Origin of the sequence: Candidatus Seribacter sulfatis (assembly GCF_964187635.1) — a bacterium.
Taxonomy (GTDB): domain Bacteria; phylum Verrucomicrobiota; class Verrucomicrobiia; order Opitutales; family Seribacteraceae; genus Seribacter; species Seribacter sulfatis.
The window spans coordinates 1-20,708 of the sequence record NZ_CAXLMO010000098.1 but is presented as its reverse complement, the minus strand read 5'-3'; the positions used below and the strand labels follow the sequence as shown (position 1 = coordinate 20,708).

The window sequence follows — 20,708 nt, the reverse complement described above, 5'->3', positions numbered from 1 at the left end:
ACAATGAGCGAAGAAGAAAACAAAGATAAAACAGCTGAAACTGTAGACGAAGTAGTCAAAACTGATCAAGTTAAGAAGGTTGTCGAACCAAAAGCGGAAAAGAGTTCCGAGGCAAACACTTCTGATAATCCCGAGAAAGCAGAGAAAACAGAAAAGAAGGAAGAGACAGCAGCAGACTTACTTGGTGCCAATATTGAGCAGGTAAAAATTCGAAAGGCCAAAGGTAGCAAGAACATTACCTCTGGAATTTGTTATGTAGTCGCTACTTTTAATAATACTAAAGTTTCTTTCACCGACATGAAGGGCAATGTAATTTCATGGTCTAGTTCTGGAAAATGTAATTTCCGTGGGTCTAGAAAATCCACAGCTTATGCTGCACAAGTAGTTACTCAAGACGCCGGGAAAGTAGCAATGTCCCATGGTATGAAAGAGGTTTTAGTTAAAGTAAAAGGACCTGGTATGGGTCGTGATTCTGCAATTCGAGCCCTACAGAGTCTTGGATTCAGTGTTTCTTCTATTCTCGATGTTACTCCTGTTCCTCACAACGGGTGCCGAGCACCTAAGAGAAGAAGAGTTTAAAATTAATTAACAGTTTTATCTAACAAAATTTTATTATGTCTCGATATACCGGTCCAACTACAAGAATTAATCGCCGATTTGGAATGGCGTTGTTCCCTGCAAATAAAGCCTTTGAAAGAAGAGCCTACCCTCCTGGACAGCATGGTCCATCTTTTCGCAGAAAAGTCAGTGATTATGGCCAAGGCTTGATTGAAAAGCAAAAGCTTAGGATGATGTATGGCTTAACTGAGAAGCAATTTCGCAATATGTTCGAACGTGCGAAAAGTAAGAAGGGCGTAACCGGTGAAGCCTTTCTCACAATGTTAGAAACACGATTAGATAATGTAGTCTATCGACTTGGCTTTGCCAAGACTAGGCAAGCAGCAAGGCAATTTGTTAATCATGGACATCTTTTAGTGAATGGAAAAAAAGTGGACATACCTAGTTATTTTGTTGTTGCAGGTGATGTAATCGGAGTGCGTGAAAAGACATCTTCACGACAAGTTGCAACCCAAAATCTAGAAGGTTCTCAATATCATCCTTCCCCACCTTGGGTCGAAGTCAATGTAGATTCCCTTCAAGGAACGGTAACTCGTCTCCCGCAATCTGATGAACTCGAACAAAGTATTAATGTTCAACTGGTAGTTGAATTTTATAGTCGTTAATCTTATTTTTTTACATATTTAACCCCAAAATTATCATGGCAACAAAACTTGGAAAGTTTGAATTACCTAACCGTCTTATTAAAGAAGAGGAAACCGCGACAGATAAATACGCTAAGTTCATTGCAGACCCATTTGAATCTGGATACGGTCACACCATTGGAAATGCCTTTCGTAGAGTCTTACTAAGTTCAATTGAAGGTGCCGCTATTTCTTCTATTAAAATAGAGGGGGTTCAACACGAATTTCAAAGCGTAGATGGTATTGTAGAGGATGTAACTGATATTGTTTTAAATCTCAAAAAGATTCTTATTGTTAGTCACAAAGCAGACCCTGTTACTCTAACACTTGATGTCGAGAAGGAAGGAGAAATTACAGCGGGCGATATCTCGCCAATGGAAGGAATAGAAATTATCAATCCTGAGCAGTTGATTCTTACTACCGATCGTAAGAAAAACATCTTGGCCGATATGATTGTTTCAGTTGGGCGCGGTTTTTGCCTTGGTGAAGACAGTAAAATTGAAGGTCAGCCTATTGGAATGATTAATGTTGATGCTCTTTTTAGTCCAGTCAAACTTGTTAAATACGATGTTCAAAATACCCGTGTTGGACAAATGACGGATTACGATAAACTTATTTTGGAAGTAAATACTGACGGTAGAATTACGCCTGATGATGCTCTTAAACAATCTGCTGCAATACTTCGACATCATCTAGATGTTTTTGATCAAATCAGTGAAGAGCAGATTGAATTCGAAAGTCACACCAAGGAAGTAAGTGAAGAGCAGAATCGTTTAAAGAATCTTCTCGGAATGAGTGTTAACGAAATTGAACTGTCAGTTCGTGCAGCCAACTGTCTAAACAATGCAAATATTGTAACAGTTGGAGAACTTGCCACGAAATCTGAACCAGAAATGCTTAAATATCGCAACTTTGGAAAAAAATCCCTGAACGAAATTAAAGCCAAACTCGAACAGCTTGGTTTATCGCTTGGAATGAAATTCGAAAGTCGTTTACTAGAAACAATTGCCAATTAATAACCTATTATAATTTAACAAGATGAGACATAGAAAACACAATCATCTTCTAGGGGTCAAAACAGCCCATAGAATTTCCTTGATTGCCAACTTATCTTGTTCGCTCATTGATAATGGGCGGATTAAGACAACTCTTGCAAAAGCACGTGCACTACGCCCTTCAATTGAAAAAGCAATTACTTTAGCAAAGAAAGCACATGCTTCTGACGATGCAGCCAAAAAGGTTCATTTTCGTAGGCAAGCTATCGCACGATTGAGAAGTAAGACTGCTGTTAAAAAGCTTTTTGACGAATTGGTAGAACAATTTGCAGGACGAAATGGTGGTTACACAAGAATTTATAAGTTGGCGATACCTCGCTTGGGTGATGCTGCAGACATGGCTATCATTGAATTTGTAGAAGAAATACAAAAGAAGAAACCTAAGAAGAAGCGTGCACCAAAAAAAACTAAGACCAAGCCATCAGCAAAAGAAGAAGAGTCCTCTACAGTAGAAAATTCCCCTGAAAATAGCGAACAAGCAGTTGAGTCTGCAGTTGTAGAAGAAGATACTACTCCCACAACGGTTGAGCCATCAGAAGAAGCATCCGCAATTGATTTACCAGAATCGAAAGTTAAGGATGAAGATCAAGTTGTAGAAGAAAAGAAGACAGCCGAAAAAAATCCAGAATAAATAACATTTTTCGATTTGTAGAATTCTATTTCATAGGTTCTACCTCTTCAGACTTCTTGACTAAGTTTGTGTTGCTAAAAGGTGTGCTTATCCTTTTTTAATAATTACTTTGCTTTGTACGTTTTATATTTCATTCTTTATGACTAATTAAGACCTCCTTATGCCACAAACAATCATAGTTCTAGATTTTGGTTCCCAATATACACAAGTAATTGCGAGGCGAATACGTGAGGCAAATGTTTATTCGAAGGTATTACCTTTTAATACTAAGATTGGAGACATTAAAAGGTTAAGACCGGTTGGTATTGTTTTATCTGGTGGACCTGCAAGTGTTTTGGCAAAAGGCTCACCTAAACCCAAAGCGGAAATTTTTTCATTAGGAATTCCCATATTGGGGATTTGTTATGGGTTACAATTAATGGGAAAAATGCTGGGTGGTGAGGTTAAAAACAGTAATCATCGAGAATACGGCAGAGGAAAATTGAAGGTGTTAAAGAAGGGTTTATTATTCAAGGATTTGCCAACACAACTCACGGTTTGGAATTCCCATGGCGATTGCCTGGTAAAAATGCCTAAGGGTTTTAAAGCTTTAGCTCAAACTGAGAATTCGAACTTTGCCTCGATTGAAGATTCGACCAGAAAGTTTTATGGTTTGCAATTTCATCCTGAAGTAGAGCATTCAGAGAAGGGAAATGAAATTATTAGAAACTTTCTTGTTACAATCTGTAAGTGTAAATGCGATTGGGATATGGAGGATTTTACTCAAAGTGCGATCGATGAAATAAAAAATAAAGTTGGAAACAAGAAAGTTATTCTTGGCCTTAGCGGAGGAGTTGATTCGTCTGTCGCAGCCGCTCTTATTCATCGTGCTATAGGAGATCAACTCACCTGTATTTTTGTTGATAATGGATTACTCAGATTAAATGAAAGGGACCAAGTAAAGAAACTTTTTAAAAACCACATACCCGGAAAGCTCAAAGTTGCTCTCGCGGGTAGTTTGTTTCTTAAGAAGCTTAAGGGAGTTACTGATCCTGAAAAGAAACGTAAAATTATAGGTAAAACTTTCATCGAAGTTTTTGATAAAGAAGTAAAGAAGTTAGGTGACGTTGATTTTTTGGCCCAAGGTACCTTATATCCAGATGTGATTGAAAGTGTACCCATTGCCGGTAATCCTGCATCATTGATCAAGAGTCACCATAATGTAGGTGGGTTGCCTAAAAAAATGAAACTGTCCTTACTTGAGCCCTTAAGGGAATTGTTCAAAGACGAAGTTCGTAATCTAGGTCGTGCCCTCGGCTTGACTGAAAATGTTCTCATGCGCCACCCTTTTCCGGGACCCGGCTTAGGAGTTAGGGTAGTAGGGTCGATCAATTCAAATAACCTTAGGGTTTTAAGAGAAGCGGATGCCATCTTTATTGATGAACTGCATAGCTCGGGTTGGTATCATAAACTTTGGCAGGCATTTTGTGTTTTTCTTCCCGTTCGGAGTGTTGGAGTAATGGGGGATGAGAGAACTTACGAAAATGTGATTTCTCTTCGAGCAGTTACTAGTAGCGATGCAATGACAGCAGATTGGGCTGAATTACCAGATAAACTTTTAAGAAAAGTTTCAAATCGAATTATCAATGAAGTAAAGGGTGCCAATCGAGTGGTATATGACATTAGTTCAAAACCACCTAGCACTATTGAGTGGGAATAAACTTAAATCTCCTCTAAATGATTACTAGTTTTTTGAATGATGAGAGCGATCTTGAAGATCGTCTTTCAGAGTTTTGCACAGCGTCGCAAAGCGATCAAACCGTCAAGGACACAGTTTCGGAAATATTACACGAAATTCGCAAAAACGGCGATGCTGCGATGCTTGAAAAAACTCTCAAATATGATCATGCAAAGCTTAGTCAGAATGAAATTAAGGTAACAAAAATCGAGTTAGAAGAGGCAAAGTCTCAACTCACCGTTTTAGAACGCGAAAGTATAATAGAAGCGATCGAAAATGTTTCTTTGTTTCACGAAAGAAGTATTCCAGAAAATTGGAGTACATCTAATAATCATGGAGCAAAAGTAGGCGAAAAATTTTACCCCATTAATCGAGTTGGAATTTATGTGCCCGGGGGAAATGTTCCGTTAATCTCAACTGTTATTATGACAGTTACAATTGCAAATGTTGCAAAAGTAAAAGAGATTGCGGTCGTTACTCCTCCAGATTCAGAGGGTAAAATTGCACCTCAAATGCTTGCCGCTTTAGAACTGCTTGGAGTCGATGAAATTTATAAAGTGGGGGGAGCACAAGCAATTGGCGCATTAGCTTATGGTACAGATACAATTCCTTCAGTTGATAAAATTTATGGACCTGGGAATGCATTTGTTAATGAAGCGAAGAGACAAGTTTTTGGTACAGTTGGAATTGATCTGTTACCGGGTCCGAGCGAGGTAATGATTATCGCGGATTCTTCATCTAATCCGGCTTTTGTAGCTGCAGCCCTCTTATCCCAAGCTGAACATGGATCTGGAAAGGAAAAAATATTCTTACTTTTTTCGGAAAAGAGCCACTTTGATAAAATCGCTTCTGAAATTAAAACTCAACTTCAGGACCTCTCCCATATGGAAGCGGTTGCAGGTGTTTTAGAGCGAGGGTTCATGTCGATTTATCTTCCTAGCTTTAAGAGAATCTCAGAAGTTGCCAACTATATTGCCCCCGAACATTTAGAACTTCAAGTTGCAGATGAGCACATTGGCTTTTTAACCGACCATATAACAACGGCGGGTGCATTTCTGCTAGGTCACGAAACCGCAACTACTTTGGGGGATTTTATTGCTGGTCCAAGTCATGTGCTTCCAACTGGCCGTTCCTCCAGATTTTCTTCGGGTCTGAGACTACAAGATTTTTTAAGGCGTTCGAGTTTTATTCAGTATGATAAGAAGTCAGCGATTCGGGCAAAGAAGGCAGTAGCAGTTTTTTCTGAAATGGAACAGTTGGATGGACATGGAAAATCTTTTTCAATTAGGCTGTAGTCGAATAATTTCCAATAATGTCAGTTCAAGACCTTACCGCCCATTCTATTTGTAAGCATAAACCCTACATCCCGGGTAAGCAGCCCGTTATTTCTGGACGAACAATTAAGCTTAATACAAATGAAAATCCCTACCCCCCTACCCCCAAAATATCAGAGTTAATTGTTACGCAAGTAAACGAACTTCATCGTTACCCAAATTCGTCAGCAAGTGATTTAAGAGAAATAATAGCCAACTTGCACAATGTTCATCCCGATCAAATTATTGTAGGTAATGGATCAGATGATATTTTAAATCTTTGCGTTCGCTGTTTTTCAGATTCGTCGAAATCGATCGGAATGCTCGATCCAAGTTATTCCTTGTATGAAGTTTTGGGCTCATTACAGGGAACAAAAGTAATAAAGTATCCTTTTCAAAATGAAAGGTTCGAGATTGATTCTGAAATAATTACTGACTCGGGAAGCAATCTGTTTTTTTTAACTAGCCCGCATGCACCTACTGGAAGGATTTACGAAAATCTGATATTTTCTACAATCCTTCAAAAGTATCCGGGAATACTTGTAATTGATGAAGCATATGCAGATTTTGCTCCCACAAATGCACTGCCTTTATTAACTGAGAGTGAGAATGTAATCATAACTAGAACCTTATCAAAATCATATTCCCTTGCTGGTTTGAGGGTTGGTTATGCTGTAGCAAGTAAGGAAATTATTGCGATACTCAACAAGGCGAGAGAAGTTTATAATGTAGATAGAATTGCTCAATTTATTGCTCAAGTTGCCTTACAGGACCGCAGTTATTTTAAGAAGGTCACTCAGAAAATTATCTCGACCCGTGAGTTTGTTTACCAAACCTTTTTAGAGTGGCAATGGACTACCTATTCAAGTGGAACCAACTTTTTATTCACTCGACCTGTTGATTCGAAAGGGAATCACGGGAAGCAAACTGCTCAAGCACTATATCGATTTTTGACCGACAATAATGTGTTTGTTCGATATTTTCCTTCAAGTGAACTAACCTCTTCGTTTTTACGAATCAGTATTGGCAAAGACGAAGAAATGGATATTGTAATTAATTTGTTAAGCAAATGGAAACTAGTCGAACAGCAGAATTAACAAGAAATACAAATGAAACTCAAATTGAGGTTTCATTAAAATTGGATGGAGAAGGGAAGAATGAAATTGCAACCGGTATTCCATTTTTAGACCACATGCTTCAGTTGTTTTCAAAGCATGGCTTTTTTGATTTAAAAATTAAAGCCACGGGTGATATCGATATCGATTACCATCATCTTGTCGAAGATATGGGTATCACTTTAGGCCAAGCATTTAAATTAGCATTGGGAGAAAAGGCGGGAATCAAACGTTATGGTTTTTTTGTTCTGCCCATGGATGAAACATTAGTAACAGTTGCACTTGATTTAAGTAATCGTGCATTTCTTGTTTTCGACGCTCCCCTCCCAATTTCGATGGTTCGAGATTTCAATATTCAATTATTTAAAGAATTTTTTCAAGCCTTTGCTAATGAAGCAGGGTGTAATTTACATATTCGTTTGGAACATGGACAAGAACCACACCATGTCGCAGAAGCAATGTTCAAGGGTTTTGCCAAAGCTTTAGATCTGGCAACTATTTTAGAACCGAGATTAAACGGCGGCGTTCCTTCTACAAAGGGCACCCTGTCTTCCTAATTGACTCTCATGGCGATTGATTGTCACACAGTCGGTGTGGTTGACTATGGGACTGGAAACTTGAGAAGTGTAGTAAAAGCATTCGAATGCTTGGGTGCAAGAGTTCGCGTTTTACAAACTCCCGAAGGTCTTGAAGAAATTGATGCCCTCGTCTTCCCGGGGCAAGGAACTTTTGATCAGTGTATGGCGGCCTTAAATCAAACGGGCCTTGCATCCTCAATTAAGGAGTGGGTTTCCTCGGGAAAGCCATTCCTGGGTGTTTGCTTGGGACTGCAAGTGCTTTTTGAAAAGTCAGAGGAGGGAGAGTTGCCAGGGTTAGCCTTGTTCCCTGGATATGTGCAAAAGTTTTCCTTGGATAGGAAATTAAAGATTCCGCATATGGGTTGGAATTCTGTACAATGGGAAAAGGTAAGGCAGCATCCAATTCGAATTGGACTAGAGGATGGTGATCAATTTTATTTCGTTCATAGTTATCATGTGGTTTCCAAGGATATCACTCTTTGCTCCCTCACTTCCAGTTACGGATATCCTTTTATTAGTGGAATTGTGCATGGTAATTGTGTCGCTACTCAATTTCATCCTGAAAAAAGTCAGGCAAAAGGTTTGCAAATTTACCGAAATTTCCTTGAAAAGGTAGTTGCGAAATTTACTCCTTAAGGATTTCCATACTTTTAAATACCCCACACAAAATGGACAAAGAAGCTACACTTACTATTGGCGAGAATTCCTATCCCTTACACATTGTCGAAGGCACTGAATCTGAAAAGGCGATAGACATTAGTTTACTTCGTAAAGAAAGTAAGTTTATTACTTTTGACGATGGATATGGCAATACCGGATCCTGTGAAAGCAAAGTTACTTTTATTGATGGCGACCAGGGTATTCTTCGTTACCGCGGATACGATATCGCAGATTTAGCGACACGGTCCAATTTTTTGGAAACTTCTTACCTGGTAATGTATGGCAATTTGCCAACCTCTGCAGAACTAGATTTATTTAGCGAGCGTATTGCAAAATTTACACAATTACCGGATGAAGTGGTAACCGCAATTAATTCACAGCCCAAGAACTTACACCCCATGGGTGTATTAGCAGCGGGTTTGCACGCATTGGGCGGTGCCTATCCTCATTTGTGTACCAATGATCGTAAGTCAGATTTAGAGAGTTTTGATGAATCAGCCGCACTTATAATTTCAACAATTCGTACTATTGCGGCGACTAGACATCGTTTTCTCTTAAACGAGCAAGTTCCTGAAATTGATCCAACTGAAAGTTATTGTAAGAATTTCTTAACAATGATGTTTGCCAAAGAATCGGAACCAAAGGAAATTCCACCTTCTGTCACCAATGCCCTGGACTTGATCTTCTTACTTCACGCAGATCATGAGCAAAACTGCTCCACTTCAACCTGCAGAATGATAGCATCTGGAGGAGCTAACCCATTTGCTTCACTTGCTGGGGGCGTTTCTGCCCTGTGGGGTCCGTTACATGGGGGTGCGAATATGGCCGTAATTAAAATGCTTAACCAAATTCACGATGCAGGCGATGATGGTAGCCGTTTTATTGAGTCTGCAAAGCAGGGCAAGACACGCCTTATGGGCTTTGGCCATCGAGTCTATAGAAATTATGATCCAAGGGCAAAAATACTAAAAGCAGCTTGTGATGACGCTCTTGAGGCACTTGGAGTTTCGAGTCCAATACTAGAAATTGCGAGAAGGTTGGAAGAGGAAGCACTAAAGGATTCTTACTTTGTTGAAAGAAAATTATATCCTAATGTGGATTTCTACAGTGGGATTATACTGCAGGCACTTGGTTTTCCTACAGATACTTTTACGGTTCTATTTGCAATAGGCAGGTCTCCCGGATGGCTTGCTCATTGGAAAGAGATTGCAGAGACTGGTAAAAAGATACATCGCCCCCGCCAAATTTACCAAGGCTCTCCCCTTCGGCCCTATCTTCCTACAGGGGACAGATAGAAACTACTCGGCTAGGTTCTTTGGGACTTGCCCTTGGGTGAGGACATCTTCGAAGGATAATCCCGCAAGCGAGCGTATACCTTTAATTAGCAGCCAAAATGCATACGCACTCACTACCATACATGGTAAGCTGATTATCGGGAAACTCCAACCCATCATCTTTCCCACTTCATCATTAAATGCTAATTTATCGATTGAAGGTTCCGTTACGACAATTGCGATTGCGAGAAAGTAGTTCAAGCATGCGCTTAGTATAAAAGTAAGGGCAATCAACCATGTGCATTTCTTTAATAATTGGTTGAACTCATTTGTGGTCCCCCTCTCTGCTAGAGCTTGGTCTACTAAATCCACTTGAATGACATCTGGATTATACAGAAAAAGCTTAACTAAAGGCTTCTTTGTTTTTAATGTTATTACAGTAAGTAATCCGAGAATTCCAGGGAGAGCAGCTTCTTTAATTGCAAACATTGAAACTGTTGCACCCGGTAAAAGACCAATTCCCCCGGTTAAAAAAGCACTCAATGCCCCAAGTATTGATAAGAAATTCCATTTCTTTCTTCTGCAAAAATCCCAAATCCCGTACCCAATAGGAAAAGAAATTGCCAGTAAGAGCATAACGGAGCCGACCAATGTTCCATCCTTTGGCGATTGAAGCAGGTTTTCTAGTGAAGGACCAAACCAATCACCTCCTTTTCGAAGAAATACTATTGGAATAACAAGATTAAACCCTAGGTTTAACCACATGCTTTCTTTTTTTGGTTTATTATGATTTGGTAGAGTTTGATTCATTGTAGCATTTTAAAAAAAACTAAAAACTCACAAATGTCGCTCATATTATATTATGCCTAATCAACTAAATATATTAATTTCCGCTGGTCCAACAAGAGAATGGATTGATCCCGTTCGCTTTATTTCTAATCCATCTTCGGGTAGAATGGGGTATGCCTTGGCGACAAATGCACAAAAAAGAAATTATTCAGTTACTTTGGTGAGCGGTCCAGTCCACCTTCAAGAACCAAAGGGGGTTCACCTTAAACAAGTAGAGACTGCAGAACAGATGGGGAAGGCAATATTTGAAAATGCCAAGCATGCGGACATTGTTATTATGTGTGCCGCAGTTTGCGATCATCGACCTCTAGAGCAATGGGTACAAAAAAAGAAAAAAGAAGTATTTCCAAATGAAATAAAGCTTGTACCAACTATAGATATTTTACAAGAACTCGGAATTCGAAAGAAGGAAAATCAAGTATTGGTTGGATTTGCTGCTGAAACCGAAAATTTCGAGGAGAATGCAAAAATAAAGTTGAAAAAAAAGAACTTAGACTGGATTGCCCTAAATGATGTTTCTCAAGAGGGAATCGGTTTTAATGCAGATTATAACCAAATTACGATGTTATCATCGGAGGGAAAAAAAGTTAAATTTGAATATTCTGCCAAAGAAGTCATAGCTAATAAAATGCTAGATTTAATAATAAAGTGAAAGCAGGAAAAAGCCCATTAGATAAAGTTCTCGGAAGACTTGACGATTTAGATGAAGTAAATCTAGGAATACTTGTTCAGCGACTTGCCAGAGAAAGGAAGTTGCTGGAAATAGTGTTTGATGTAATACGGGACGGAATCTTGGTATTGGATGAAAAAGGCGATATAAGTTATGCAAATATCCAGGGTAAGAAAATAATTGGTTTAAAGGATAATCAAACAACCCAGGTTTCACTACTCCGTGCCGCCCCTGAGATTGCAAGAGCAATTGGATTAGGTCATGGGAAAGAAGGGACTCAAGCAGAAGTAATCGTGCGTGAAATGGAGATATCTTATCCGGAACTTCGTTACATTCGAGTATATGCAGTTCCGATCGAAGAAGTCTTTGCCAAGCAGGAAGAAAAAGAGGAAATTGGAATTGCGATTATTATTACAGATATTACCGAAGATAAAGTAAGTCTTGAAGAAAGAATAGAGAGTGAAAGAGTTGCCTGTATTATGGACCTCGCCGCTGGAGTTGCACACGAATTAGGGAACCCGCTCAATTCAATCCATATTCATTTGCAGGTATTACGCAGAAATTTAGATCTAGAAAGGGAGGATCAGGAGAAGTCAAAAAAATCACTTATTACCTGTATTAATGAAGTAGAAAGACTAGATGGAATTATAGCTCATTTTTTAAAAGCAATTCGTCCACAAACTCCAGATTTCAAGAAAATTAATTTACTAGCAGTAATTGAAGAAACTGTACACTTAAAAAAAGAAGAATTAAGTGCTAAAAGTATTAACATAACTATGGAAGCAGGAGTCCGTGAACCCCTAGTAAATGGTGATTCAGAGCAATTAAAGCAAGTTTTTTTTAATATTATTGGTAATGCAATAGAAGCAATAAATTCAAAGTCAGAAATTAAAATTTTAAGCGGCTTAGAAGATCGTTTTGTATTTGTAAAAATAATTGATCATGGGAGTGGAATAAGTAAAGATGATTTATCTAAGGTTTTTGAACCTTATTACACTACTAAAGCAAGTGGAAATGGGATTGGAATGATGATTGTACACCGAATTATGAGGGACCATGGCGGAGATGTAGGAATTGACAGTAAGGTAGGTGCGGGAACTATTGTTACCCTACGATTTCCGAGGAATTCTGAACGTAGTAAATTGTTGGAATCAAATCCTGCTGCTGATACAAAATAATAATGAAATCAAATTTACTTATTGTAGATGATGAACAGCATACCCGTGAGGGTTTGGAGTTGGCCTTGGAGGATAAATTTGAAGTCTTTTTAGCATCTAATCCCGAGGAGGCTTTTAATGTAATGGAGTCGGAATCTTTAGAGGTGGTACTAACAGATTTAAAGATGGGCAATCAATCTGGAATGACTGTAATTGATCATGCGATCGCTCTTAAAAACCAACCTGTATGTATTATGATGACGGCTTACGGGGAGGTAGAAGTCGCTGTTGAGGCAATGAAACGGGGCGCATTTGATTTTTTAACCAAACCTGTAAATTTAGAAAAACTAGATCTCTTAATAAAAAGAGGAATTGATTCTAAAAACTTGCTTAAAGAGAACAAAGATCTCCACTATCGATTAGATAAGAAATTTAGTTTCCAAGGTATTTTAGGGAAGTCACCAGCGCTGGAAATTGTTCTTGATAAGGTGAAGTTAGTCGGTCCTTCCAAAGCTACAGTTTTGTTAACCGGAGACACGGGAACTGGTAAGGAATTAATTGCCCAATCAATTCACCAAAATAGCGACCGTTCACGTGGTCCCTTTGTGCCGGTCCATTGTGCCGCACTTCCCTCTAACTTGCTTGAAAGTGAGTTGTTCGGGCATGAGAAGGGAGCATTTACAGGTGCCTCAGAAAGAAGAATAGGCCGTTTTGAATCTGCCAATCAAGGCACATTGTTCCTAGACGAGATTGGAGAAATTGATTCTGCTACTCAGGTTAAATTACTTCGCTTCCTGGAAACTAAATCAATCGAAAGGCTTGGAAGTCTAGATACAATAGAGATTGATACTCGCTTGGTTTGTGCCACCAATAAAAATTTACACCAAATGACCCAAAGCGGAGAGTTTAGAGAAGATCTTTATTACCGTCTCAATGTTGTAACGATCGAACTCCCAGCACTTCGTGAACGGGGTGACGATATTAAATTATTATTAGATCATTTTTTATCTCAATTTTCAGTAGAGAATAATTTTCCTTTACCTCATTTAAATTCTGAGACGATTAATATTCTATCTTCTTATTCTTGGCCTGGTAATATTCGCGAATTAAGAAACTTTTGTGAAAATCTGGTTGTTCTCAATCGAGGTGGAGAAATTTCCCCATATGATCTAGATGCCCGATTTTTCTCAGGCTCTTCTGACAGTAATTCTAATGTACAAGGGGTTGATACAACATTATCGGTCGAGGAAAATGAGAAGAGACTCTTGCGAAATGCGCTTTTGCAGGCAGGTGGCAATAGGACAAAAGCAGCACAGCTAATGGGAGTTAGCCGACGAACATTGCATAGAAAGATTCTTCGTTGGCCAGAATTAGATACTGAATCTAAGTAGTTTAAGAATGGCTGCTCGGGCTGGATTCGAACCAGCGACCAAGTGATTAACAGTCACCTGCTCTGCCACTGAGCTACCGAGCATTCACTTTACCTTGTATTATACTTGGTCATCTGTCAATCAAGACGAAATAAATATCAACTGTATTTTCAATTACTTTTAAACATTCTTTACAGGAACATACAAAATGGTTTGAAAAAATAAGGCCCCCGCCAAAAAAGACGGGAGCCTATGCATATTAATTAACTTTTGTTAGGTCGAAAGGGTCCTCGCCTCGTTAAGCCTACGAGGCGAGGGATTTTACTTTTGTTTTCTGCCCAAAAACAAAAGCATGAATCTTCAAGGCTTTTAAGCCTGAAACAAACAAAGGGTTTTAGAAATCATATGACATTCCAACACTCACTGCACGGGGTTTTCCCACGCGGTAGCCATCAGGTAATACACTTTGAACATAAGTCTCGTCGGTTAAGTTCGTAACCTTTGTGAAGACCGTAACTCCTTCACTTACATCATAAAAAGCAGACCAATCAAGTGAACCATATTTATTTAGCTCATTGCTGTTTGCCCCATCAGTGTATGAACTTCCTTGGTAGTGAAAGTTAAGATAAGTACTAGCTTTATCAAATACCAAACCCCCGCGAAGGTTCATCATGAAGTCTGGAACATAGGGGAATTCATTACCTGCACTTGCGCCACTAAGGTATCCAGTAGTTGGAGCGGTGGAGGACTCAAACTCCGTATTGGTGAAGGTAAAAGAAGCTGAAACGGGAATTCCAAAACCTCCATCGGTACCTAAGTCTGTAGCAAGCTGAACCTCAAGTCCATCAATCGAACCTTCTCCTATATTTGCTGACCCGGCAACTCCGTTGTTGAGGTTCGATAGAACAAGCATATCCTTGAGATGGGTATTGAAGTAAGCAAATTCAAAGGAAATGTCCGAGAAAACTCCTCTGGCACCAACTTCAAAACTGAGTGATTCTTCCTGATCCAAATTATCAGCAGCGACTGATTCAGCATCTGGGAAAGTATGCCCTTGATGAATCCCGGAGAAAAGCCCCAAGGTATCGGATAGCTCGTAAGTTCCTCCTAAACCGACTATCACATCGTCTAGTGAGCGAGCGTTTGTACCATTTGCATAATCTATACTCGAGTAACGAACGCCAGGAGTAAGGCTGAGTGCTCCAAAGTCGATGTCGTCAACAATGTAAGCTTCAAAAGCTTCCGCGTCTTTGTATGCATAGTTTGCTGAACCGTCGTCTACAATTTTGGATCGAGTAGTTGTAGTTCCTGCAACAGTTACAGTGTACTTGTCCGTGTAGTATGGATTCTTGTCATAGTCGTCTTCAATGTAACTAAAGCCGAAGTCGATATCGTTGATCCCCACTTCATAGTCAAAATTGGCCAAAATACCTTTTGATTGATAACTTCTGTCATTACTTTTTACTTCGTAGTATCCATCCGTCTCGCCTTTTAAAACGCTAATTAGTGTTGCGTCAGCGAAAACACCCTTACCAACTTTGGTTGTACTTGAAGCGGAAGTTCCAACTTTTGCTAGCTTTAACCAATTGCGGTTGAATTCATTCAAGAAAACAGTCGTGGACATGGTCAGACTATCAGAAAACTCTTTGTTATATCTAAGATAGTAACGAGTCTGGTCGGAGTCCATATTATCTGTGTCGGTATTTGCATAGCGCTGATATGGATTAGTTGCATAGTCGGCTTTGGATAGTCCTTGGTAGCTGACATCAGCATCCATGTCCATGCGTCCAGCTTTAAACTCAAGGTAATCTCCTTCACCAAACTCATAACTGAGCTTGAGCAAAATATCAGTTCTCTCAATGGGTGCGTTCCGATCTGGTGCACCATTTAGGGACTTCAATGTATGGAAACCATCAGAGCGATGATCAAACAATTCCAAGAGGTAACCAAGCTTTCCGCCACCAAAGTCTGTTCTGCCTCCAGAGTAAGCATGGGCAACGCGCTCGTTGTCTGTCCCGTAGCTAGCACGTAAATGAGATAGCTGTTGGTTCGGAATTGGTGTGGATAGATAGTTGATCACTCCACCTGTGGTATTGGGACCATGCTTGAGAGAACTTGTTCCCTTCAGGACTTCAAATCCAGCCATCCTTCCAGCTGTGGGGGAATAGTAAGCGGATGGATCAGCATAAGGTGTGGGTGCTGTGGGAATTCCGTCTTCCATAAGAGTTACTTTTGCAGAACGATTTGGATCGACGCCTCGAAGACTAATGTTCGGGAAGAAACCATAACCGGTTTCCGGTCTAACATAAACGCCGGGAACCTGTCTGAGTATGTCGTTAATGTCTGTATAGTAAAACTTGTCCAAGTCTGACTTGTCTAGTATTGCACCAGAACCCTTAAGGCTCGGAACATCGGCCTTTGTTCCGATAACATTAAAGGGGGACAATTGATCCTTTTCCCCGTGGTCATCCGCAAAAGCGGAAAACGCAATTGAAGTCGATGCAAGCATCGAAGCAAGCTTTTGTATTTTCATTTGGATATGTTGTTTGTCAGTTTTGTTTGTTGGGTTTAGTTTGTGCTCAACTTAAGGTTGATACTGAGACTCAATCTCATTTGATACTGAGACTCAATCTCAACAGTGGTTGCGTGTCAAGCCTTATACAATAATTTTTTAGTCTATACTTGGTCTAAGACTTTCTTATTCGAAAGTTTTTAAACTTTAGGTAGTTTAAATTCTTCTCTGACTGAATTTATTTTGAGGATAACTTCTTCAAGTGTCTTACCTAAAATTGAAACGTGTCCCATTTTACGACCTTTGCGTGCTTCTCGTTTTCCATAAAGATGCAAAGAGGCACCCGGGATATTCGTGATAGCAGACCAATCTGGGGATGAATGCTTTTCGGGCCATAGATCACCTAATAAGTTCATCATAATTACAGGGGATAATAAGCGGGTGCTTCCCAAGGGAACTCCGCTAATGGCACGGGCTTGGTTTTCAAATTGCGAACACACACAAGCGTTAATTGTATGATGCCCAGAGTTGTGGGGTCGCGGAGCAATTTCATTTACCAATAATCGTCCATCAGACGAGATGAAGAATTCCACCGCTAGGACTCCAACATAATTTAGAGATTCAGAAATTTCTAGAGCCAGTCTTTTCGCTTCGGATAAAAAATTATCGGGTATTCTTGCGGGTACTATTGAAACATCAAGTATATGATTTCTGTGAATATTTTCTACAGGATCGTAGGTAGCTACTTGTCCATCATTATTTCTAACCACCAGAACAGATACCTCCGTTTCCAAGGAAATACATTCTTCAATGACTACTCGTCCGCCCCCAAAGCTTTTCCATGCTTCATTAATCTCTAGGTCAGAAAGGCCAGATGTAAGCTTGAGTTGGCCTTTTCCATCATACCCGAATTCAGCTGTTTTAACGATTACATCTGCGTTCAATTGAAGAAGTCCTGATTTGAATGATTCGAGATCTTTTGCGATTCTAAATTTCGCACAACTAAAACCATTTTCAGAAAGAAAAGCCTTTTCTCGTTCTCGGTGTTGACATATTGAAACTGCTTCACTGTTTGGATACAGGGGTATGTGCTGTTCCACTGCTTCAAGGGTAGCCTGAGGAAGGTTTTCAAATTCAACGGTCGCGACATTGACTTTTTCTGTAAATTTTTTCAGGGCAGCCTGATCATCAAATGGCTCGTCTAATAGCTGATCTGCAGTAGCTGCTGCTCCGGAACGGTCGCCACCTGTCCAAGCTAAGACTTTGTATCCCATCCTTCGTGCATCCAAAGAAAGCATTCTTCCTAATTGACCACCACCAAGAACGCCAATCCACAACTCACCTTCGGTTTCCATTTAACTATTAACTTGGGGGAAGCTCGGCCGATTCAATTTTTTGTGCTTGTTCGGCTCTAAAAATTTTGAGCTTTTCTGCCAATGTTTCATTTCCATTTGCGGCAAGCATGGAGATGGCAAAAAGAGCAGCATTTGTTGCTCCCGCTTCTCCAATTGCAAAGGTAGCTGTTGGTACACCAGCTGGCATTTGAACAATCGAAAGAAGAGAATCTACTCCTTTTAAGCATTTTGATTTAACTGGAACACCTAAAACAGGAATGGTTGTCATGGATGCAGTCATTCCAGGTAAATGTGCCGCCCCACCCGCACCTGCAATAATGCATTTTAACCCTCTTTCCTCAGCCGTTTTTGCATATTCGAAAAGAAGATCCGGAGTACGGTGAGCACTTACGATTTTTGCTTCAAATGAAACCCCAAATTTTTTAAGTATATTGGCGGAATTTTCCATTGTGGGCCAATCTGATTGGCTTCCCATAATTATCCCGATGTTAGGCAAATTTGAATTGGACATCATCCAACTGATAAGAAGTAGAAGCCTGCAAGCAAGATCAATTCGTAGCATTCTAAAGAATTGAAATTAATTTATAACTGAAAGTCGAGTTGAACGGTGTTTTATAACTTAGCTCAAATTTAAAATGCATGAGATAATTATGTTTTAAAAGTTTAATTTGGGTTAAGAGCGAAGCAAAAATTTAACCGATTGACCGAATACCCGTATTTTCGTTAATTATAAGGATTGTAGCTCCTGTAGTTCAATGGATAGAACATTGGTCTCCGGAACCGAAGATCTGGGTTCGACTCCCAGCGGGAGCGCCAGTTTTTAGTAAGGGTTGTAGCGTTTTGATTTAATCTCATCAAGGAATTTTTTCGGTAATTGGGGAAATCTGCGGAAAATGTAGGAACACATGAAAAATTATTTTTAGTTAACTTTGTTGTTTCTTTTGTCTTGCCTACGGACTTCAAGTAATCACACATAGTAAGTAAGTAAGCCACTGATGAGCAATTGCTTAAATGTTTATTATTCTCCTTTAACAAAGAGATCGAAGTCAAAAAAACTTAATCAGTCGTTTTTTCCATGAATTTTACCAATTAGCTCCTTTAAACCAATCAATCGTTAAAAGATTTAATTTTCCATCTCCCCGCAGTAGGTCAACTCTCTTGCTCTTTTGATTGGGAGATCCTATCTCGCGAATAAGACAACTACAGAAAGCTTCAATGTCTCTAGCCTTAATGTTTTCACATTCTTCGTTCATGGGTAGTTAGGGATTGGTTGGGAGTCAGTCTTTGACTGGTTTGCCGTCCTTGTAGGTATAGCGTTTAGCTTCGGTCCCATCATCCTTATATGTAACCTCAACCCCATTCCCATCCTTTACATTGGTCACGGGACAGCTCTCGCCATTTGGTTTCCATGACTCGACAGACATTATCTTGCCGTCTTTCCAGTTCCCTTCACTCTCCTTCTGTCCGTTTTTATACTAGGTGGTCTCAATCCCGTCCGATTTTTCCTACTCTAGAAAATCTGTGTATAAAACATTCTCCATATCTCTCACTGCTCCCATCAAGTTCGCATTTATATCCATTTGCACTCTTGATAATCGATAAGCAGCCATTGCGGATGGAATATCAAGACCCACTGCATTTTCAAAATATCTTTCCAACCCGACATCTTTCAAGGCTAACTCATCGTATTCAGATTGAAACCTCTCCTGCTCCGCTGCATTAACAGAAATTGCCTCTGTACATTTTTCCAAAAACATTTGAAGTTCTTCCTGATCAAAATCAGCTATCGAATAAACGGGATCTATCAAACCTTTGACACCGCTTTCGGATTGATCTAACGAACCATCCTCAACTAGAACATTGAAATCAGGATCAGCCAACATAGATTCTACCGCCTCCTGTGACCTAGCGATCCATTCTTCATCGGATGCAAGAAATATGCCATTTCGCCAGTCACCACCATTCTCTGAGGATATAGCAACTTGACCACCATATTCATTTTGTACCCAACTCATCATATCCTGAGCTGGTGAATCTACTTCATTAAACTTAAGCGAACCACTATTATCGACAAATATACCAAATGCATCAGGCAACGATTCACCATTATCAGTCATAGAAAGAAAAGTATCTTTCAAAAATTGAAGTCCTTGGGCTTCTTTCGCAGTCGTATCGTCTCTGGGCATGACTTCATGCAATTCAGCAAATTTAGGCACAGGCTCCCCTGTGGGCAGTAGGTCCTTTCCATATCGAGTCTCTTCCGCACGAATTAGACCAATCTTACCATCTATATTTTTTTCTCCCATCAATCCAATCCAATTATCTATATCACGATTAAATTTAGCATGCCCATTAGGTGCATAGCTTCCAATAGATTCGTCACTAATCGCAAAAGCTAAGAGATTCTTGGGCGGGTTCTCTCCAAAACCGCTTGGTAACTTGTCTCCTGCCTGAATTTTATCAGCTAGTCCATGGTAAATCCCCCATCTTGTCATGGAATTTGTAGAATCGGGTGATATTCCAGAATTCCCTTGGTAAAGGTTTGGGTCATCAATCGCATTACCTACCAAGACTTTTGAGGCTTGAGAAGAAAAAAGGCTGATGCCATTCCACTTACTTGTTCCAATGTCCCGAATTTCCTCTTGCAGTTCCTTGAACTCTCTATCGTAAATCACCTTGGTGCTTTTGTTTGCAATTGGTGAATTCGCAAGTGTATTTAATTCCCCCATGCGGGTAAGAACTTTAGTCACCACCTTCAGCTTTCCCTGCTGTGACTGCAAAAATGAAATTGAATTTTGTAGATTTTGTTTTGTTCTGTAATTCGACAACCGTTCTAAATTCAGATTGGCTAATTTTCCAGTTTCTCCAAGATCGTCAATTGGCTTGTTTATTCGCTTACCGGTTTGGATGTGTTTTTGAATTGACACATTTTTTGAATAAAAAGAATTCAAATTTTCGATTACTGATCTAGATAAATGTAATGATTCCATGGTATAAACAATCGTCATTATATTTATATTCTTTAGCAAATTTATCTTAAATCTCTAATAAACTTCTTAAAATTCATGGTGTTTAATGGTTTACTTGTTGATTTTTGCCAAGAAACTTGCACTCTCCGGAACCGAAGATCTGGGTTCGACTCCCAGCGGGAGCGCCAGTTTTTAGAAATTCTTACTTTGAATAATTTAATTTATTGAATAAAATTCTACCT

The 20,708-nt window shown here is 39.6% G+C and carries 19 protein-coding genes and 2 tRNA genes; 14 read left to right on the top strand and 7 right to left on the bottom strand.

From position 1 onward, the window contains the following. Positions 1 to 3 precede the first annotated feature (3 nt). The 10 genes from rpsK to ACKPQ5_RS09000 all read left to right on the top strand — a co-directional run bounded on the left by rpsK (position 4) and on the right by ACKPQ5_RS09000 (position 9,605). Positions 4 to 579 (top strand): 30S ribosomal protein S11, encoded by a 576-nt coding sequence (rpsK, locus tag ACKPQ5_RS09045; RefSeq protein ID WP_407678782.1) that lies wholly within the window; start codon positions 4 to 6, stop codon positions 577 to 579. 35 nt (positions 580 to 614) lie between these two features. After that, positions 615 to 1,223 (top strand): 30S ribosomal protein S4, encoded by a 609-nt coding sequence (gene rpsD, locus ACKPQ5_RS09040; RefSeq protein WP_407678781.1) that lies wholly within the window; start codon positions 615 to 617, stop codon positions 1,221 to 1,223. Positions 1,224 to 1,258: 35 nt separating this feature from the next. Further along, positions 1,259 to 2,257: a DNA-directed RNA polymerase subunit alpha gene (locus ACKPQ5_RS09035; protein WP_407678780.1), complete on the top strand. Its 999-nt coding sequence runs from the start codon at positions 1,259 to 1,261 to the stop codon at positions 2,255 to 2,257. A 22-nt stretch (positions 2,258 to 2,279) separates the two neighbouring features. Beyond that, positions 2,280 to 2,927, top strand: coding sequence for a 50S ribosomal protein L17 (gene rplQ, locus ACKPQ5_RS09030; RefSeq protein WP_407678779.1), 648 nt, complete (start codon positions 2,280 to 2,282; stop codon positions 2,925 to 2,927). Positions 2,928 to 3,087: 160 nt separating this feature from the next. Further along, on the top strand, positions 3,088 to 4,626 hold the full coding sequence (guaA, locus tag ACKPQ5_RS09025; RefSeq protein ID WP_407678778.1) for a glutamine-hydrolyzing GMP synthase: 1,539 nt from the start codon (positions 3,088 to 3,090) through the stop codon (positions 4,624 to 4,626). Between the two features lie 17 nt (positions 4,627 to 4,643). Continuing rightward, positions 4,644 to 5,939: a histidinol dehydrogenase gene (hisD, locus tag ACKPQ5_RS09020; protein WP_407678777.1), complete on the top strand. Its 1,296-nt coding sequence runs from the start codon at positions 4,644 to 4,646 to the stop codon at positions 5,937 to 5,939. A 17-nt stretch (positions 5,940 to 5,956) separates the two neighbouring features. Then, positions 5,957 to 7,054 carry a histidinol-phosphate transaminase gene (gene hisC / locus ACKPQ5_RS09015; protein ID WP_407678776.1) on the top strand — a complete coding sequence of 366 codons (1,098 nt, stop codon included), beginning with the start codon at positions 5,957 to 5,959 and terminating at the stop codon, positions 7,052 to 7,054. Next, a complete protein-coding gene (gene hisB, locus ACKPQ5_RS09010) occupies positions 7,027 to 7,629 on the top strand; it encodes an imidazoleglycerol-phosphate dehydratase HisB (RefSeq protein ID WP_407678775.1) in 603 nt (200 codons plus the stop codon). The genes hisC and hisB overlap by 28 nt, the downstream gene beginning before the upstream one ends. Positions 7,630 to 7,638: 9 nt before the next feature. Continuing rightward, positions 7,639 to 8,286, top strand: a complete 648-nt coding sequence (gene hisH, locus ACKPQ5_RS09005; protein WP_407678774.1) for an imidazole glycerol phosphate synthase subunit HisH — start codon at positions 7,639 to 7,641, stop codon at positions 8,284 to 8,286. A gap of 32 nt (positions 8,287 to 8,318) precedes the next feature. Further along, complete coding sequence (locus tag ACKPQ5_RS09000; RefSeq protein WP_407678773.1) at positions 8,319 to 9,605, top strand: citrate synthase; 1,287 nt, start codon at positions 8,319 to 8,321, stop codon at positions 9,603 to 9,605. Between the two features lie 3 nt (positions 9,606 to 9,608). Here ACKPQ5_RS09000 and ACKPQ5_RS08995 read toward each other — a convergent pair whose 3' ends face one another. Continuing rightward, complete coding sequence (locus tag ACKPQ5_RS08995; protein ID WP_407678772.1) at positions 9,609 to 10,394, bottom strand: VC0807 family protein; 786 nt, start codon at positions 10,392 to 10,394, stop codon at positions 9,609 to 9,611. Between the two features lie 52 nt (positions 10,395 to 10,446). Here ACKPQ5_RS08995 and ACKPQ5_RS08990 point away from each other — a divergent pair, with 52 nt between their 5' ends. The 3 genes from ACKPQ5_RS08990 to ACKPQ5_RS08980 are packed head-to-tail and all read left to right on the top strand — an operon-like array spanning position 10,447 to position 13,651. Beyond that, positions 10,447 to 11,085, top strand: coding sequence for a phosphopantothenoylcysteine decarboxylase domain-containing protein (locus ACKPQ5_RS08990; protein ID WP_407678771.1), 639 nt, complete (start codon positions 10,447 to 10,449; stop codon positions 11,083 to 11,085). Then, positions 11,082 to 12,281 (top strand): sensor histidine kinase, encoded by a 1,200-nt coding sequence (locus ACKPQ5_RS08985; RefSeq protein ID WP_407678770.1) that lies wholly within the window; start codon positions 11,082 to 11,084, stop codon positions 12,279 to 12,281. The genes ACKPQ5_RS08990 and ACKPQ5_RS08985 overlap by 4 nt, the downstream gene beginning before the upstream one ends. A gap of 2 nt (positions 12,282 to 12,283) precedes the next feature. After that, the gene (locus ACKPQ5_RS08980) at positions 12,284 to 13,651 is read left to right on the top strand and encodes a sigma-54-dependent transcriptional regulator (protein WP_407678769.1); all 1,368 of its coding nucleotides are present in this window, start codon (positions 12,284 to 12,286) and stop codon (positions 13,649 to 13,651) included. 8 nt (positions 13,652 to 13,659) lie between these two features. On the opposite strand, the gene ACKPQ5_RS08975 is transcribed toward ACKPQ5_RS08980, so the two are convergent. The 4 genes from ACKPQ5_RS08975 to purE all read right to left on the bottom strand — a co-directional run bounded on the left by ACKPQ5_RS08975 (position 13,660) and on the right by purE (position 17,993). Continuing rightward, positions 13,660 to 13,734 (bottom strand) — tRNA-Asn (locus tag ACKPQ5_RS08975). 290 nt (positions 13,735 to 14,024) lie between these two features. Continuing rightward, a complete protein-coding gene (locus tag ACKPQ5_RS08970; RefSeq protein ID WP_407678768.1) occupies positions 14,025 to 16,163 on the bottom strand; it encodes a TonB-dependent receptor family protein in 2,139 nt (712 codons plus the stop codon). 179 nt (positions 16,164 to 16,342) lie between these two features. Continuing rightward, complete coding sequence (locus ACKPQ5_RS08965; RefSeq protein ID WP_407678767.1) at positions 16,343 to 17,497, bottom strand: 5-(carboxyamino)imidazole ribonucleotide synthase; 1,155 nt, start codon at positions 17,495 to 17,497, stop codon at positions 16,343 to 16,345. A 7-nt stretch (positions 17,498 to 17,504) separates the two neighbouring features. Continuing rightward, a complete protein-coding gene (purE, locus tag ACKPQ5_RS08960; RefSeq protein ID WP_407678766.1) occupies positions 17,505 to 17,993 on the bottom strand; it encodes a 5-(carboxyamino)imidazole ribonucleotide mutase in 489 nt (162 codons plus the stop codon). A gap of 245 nt (positions 17,994 to 18,238) precedes the next feature. On the opposite strand from purE, the gene ACKPQ5_RS08955 reads away from it, so the two are divergent. Beyond that, positions 18,239 to 18,313: transfer RNA gene (locus ACKPQ5_RS08955), tRNA-Arg, on the top strand. A gap of 461 nt (positions 18,314 to 18,774) precedes the next feature. Here ACKPQ5_RS08955 and ACKPQ5_RS08950 read toward each other — a convergent pair. Together ACKPQ5_RS08950 and ACKPQ5_RS08945 are read right to left on the bottom strand one after the other, a co-directional pair. After that, positions 18,775 to 18,921, bottom strand: a complete 147-nt coding sequence (locus ACKPQ5_RS08950) for a hypothetical protein (RefSeq protein WP_407678765.1) — start codon at positions 18,919 to 18,921, stop codon at positions 18,775 to 18,777. An 81-nt stretch (positions 18,922 to 19,002) separates the two neighbouring features. Further along, the gene (locus ACKPQ5_RS08945; RefSeq protein ID WP_407678764.1) at positions 19,003 to 20,487 is read right to left on the bottom strand and encodes a flagellin; all 1,485 of its coding nucleotides are present in this window, start codon (positions 20,485 to 20,487) and stop codon (positions 19,003 to 19,005) included. Between the last annotated feature and the right edge of the window lie 221 nt (positions 20,488 to 20,708).

What these genes read in the sequence shown, in the direction of transcription:
- rpsK (WP_407678782.1), top strand. Translation starts at nt 4, where the DNA reads ATGAGCGAAGAAGAAAACAAAGATAAAACAGCTGAAACTGTAGACGAA.
- rpsD (WP_407678781.1), top strand. Translation starts at nt 615, where the DNA reads ATGTCTCGATATACCGGTCCAACTACAAGAATTAATCGCCGATTTGGA.
- ACKPQ5_RS09035 (WP_407678780.1), top strand. Translation starts at nt 1,259, where the DNA reads ATGGCAACAAAACTTGGAAAGTTTGAATTACCTAACCGTCTTATTAAA.
- rplQ (WP_407678779.1), top strand. Translation starts at nt 2,280, where the DNA reads ATGAGACATAGAAAACACAATCATCTTCTAGGGGTCAAAACAGCCCAT.
- guaA (WP_407678778.1), top strand. Translation starts at nt 3,088, where the DNA reads ATGCCACAAACAATCATAGTTCTAGATTTTGGTTCCCAATATACACAA.
- hisD (WP_407678777.1), top strand. Translation starts at nt 4,644, where the DNA reads ATGATTACTAGTTTTTTGAATGATGAGAGCGATCTTGAAGATCGTCTT.
- hisC (WP_407678776.1), top strand. Translation starts at nt 5,957, where the DNA reads ATGTCAGTTCAAGACCTTACCGCCCATTCTATTTGTAAGCATAAACCC.
- hisB (WP_407678775.1), top strand. Translation starts at nt 7,027, where the DNA reads ATGGAAACTAGTCGAACAGCAGAATTAACAAGAAATACAAATGAAACT.
- hisH (WP_407678774.1), top strand. Translation starts at nt 7,639, where the DNA reads ATGGCGATTGATTGTCACACAGTCGGTGTGGTTGACTATGGGACTGGA.
- ACKPQ5_RS09000 (WP_407678773.1), top strand. Translation starts at nt 8,319, where the DNA reads ATGGACAAAGAAGCTACACTTACTATTGGCGAGAATTCCTATCCCTTA.
- ACKPQ5_RS08995 (WP_407678772.1), bottom strand. Translation starts at nt 10,394, where the DNA reads ATGAATCAAACTCTACCAAATCATAATAAACCAAAAAAAGAAAGCATG.
- ACKPQ5_RS08990 (WP_407678771.1), top strand. Translation starts at nt 10,447, where the DNA reads ATGCCTAATCAACTAAATATATTAATTTCCGCTGGTCCAACAAGAGAA.
- ACKPQ5_RS08980 (WP_407678769.1), top strand. Translation starts at nt 12,284, where the DNA reads ATGAAATCAAATTTACTTATTGTAGATGATGAACAGCATACCCGTGAG.
- ACKPQ5_RS08970 (WP_407678768.1), bottom strand. Translation starts at nt 16,163, where the DNA reads ATGAAAATACAAAAGCTTGCTTCGATGCTTGCATCGACTTCAATTGCG.
- ACKPQ5_RS08965 (WP_407678767.1), bottom strand. Translation starts at nt 17,497, where the DNA reads ATGGAAACCGAAGGTGAGTTGTGGATTGGCGTTCTTGGTGGTGGTCAA.
- ACKPQ5_RS08950 (WP_407678765.1), bottom strand. Translation starts at nt 18,921, where the DNA reads ATGTCTGTCGAGTCATGGAAACCAAATGGCGAGAGCTGTCCCGTGACC.
- ACKPQ5_RS08945 (WP_407678764.1), bottom strand. Translation starts at nt 20,487, where the DNA reads ATGGAATCATTACATTTATCTAGATCAGTAATCGAAAATTTGAATTCT.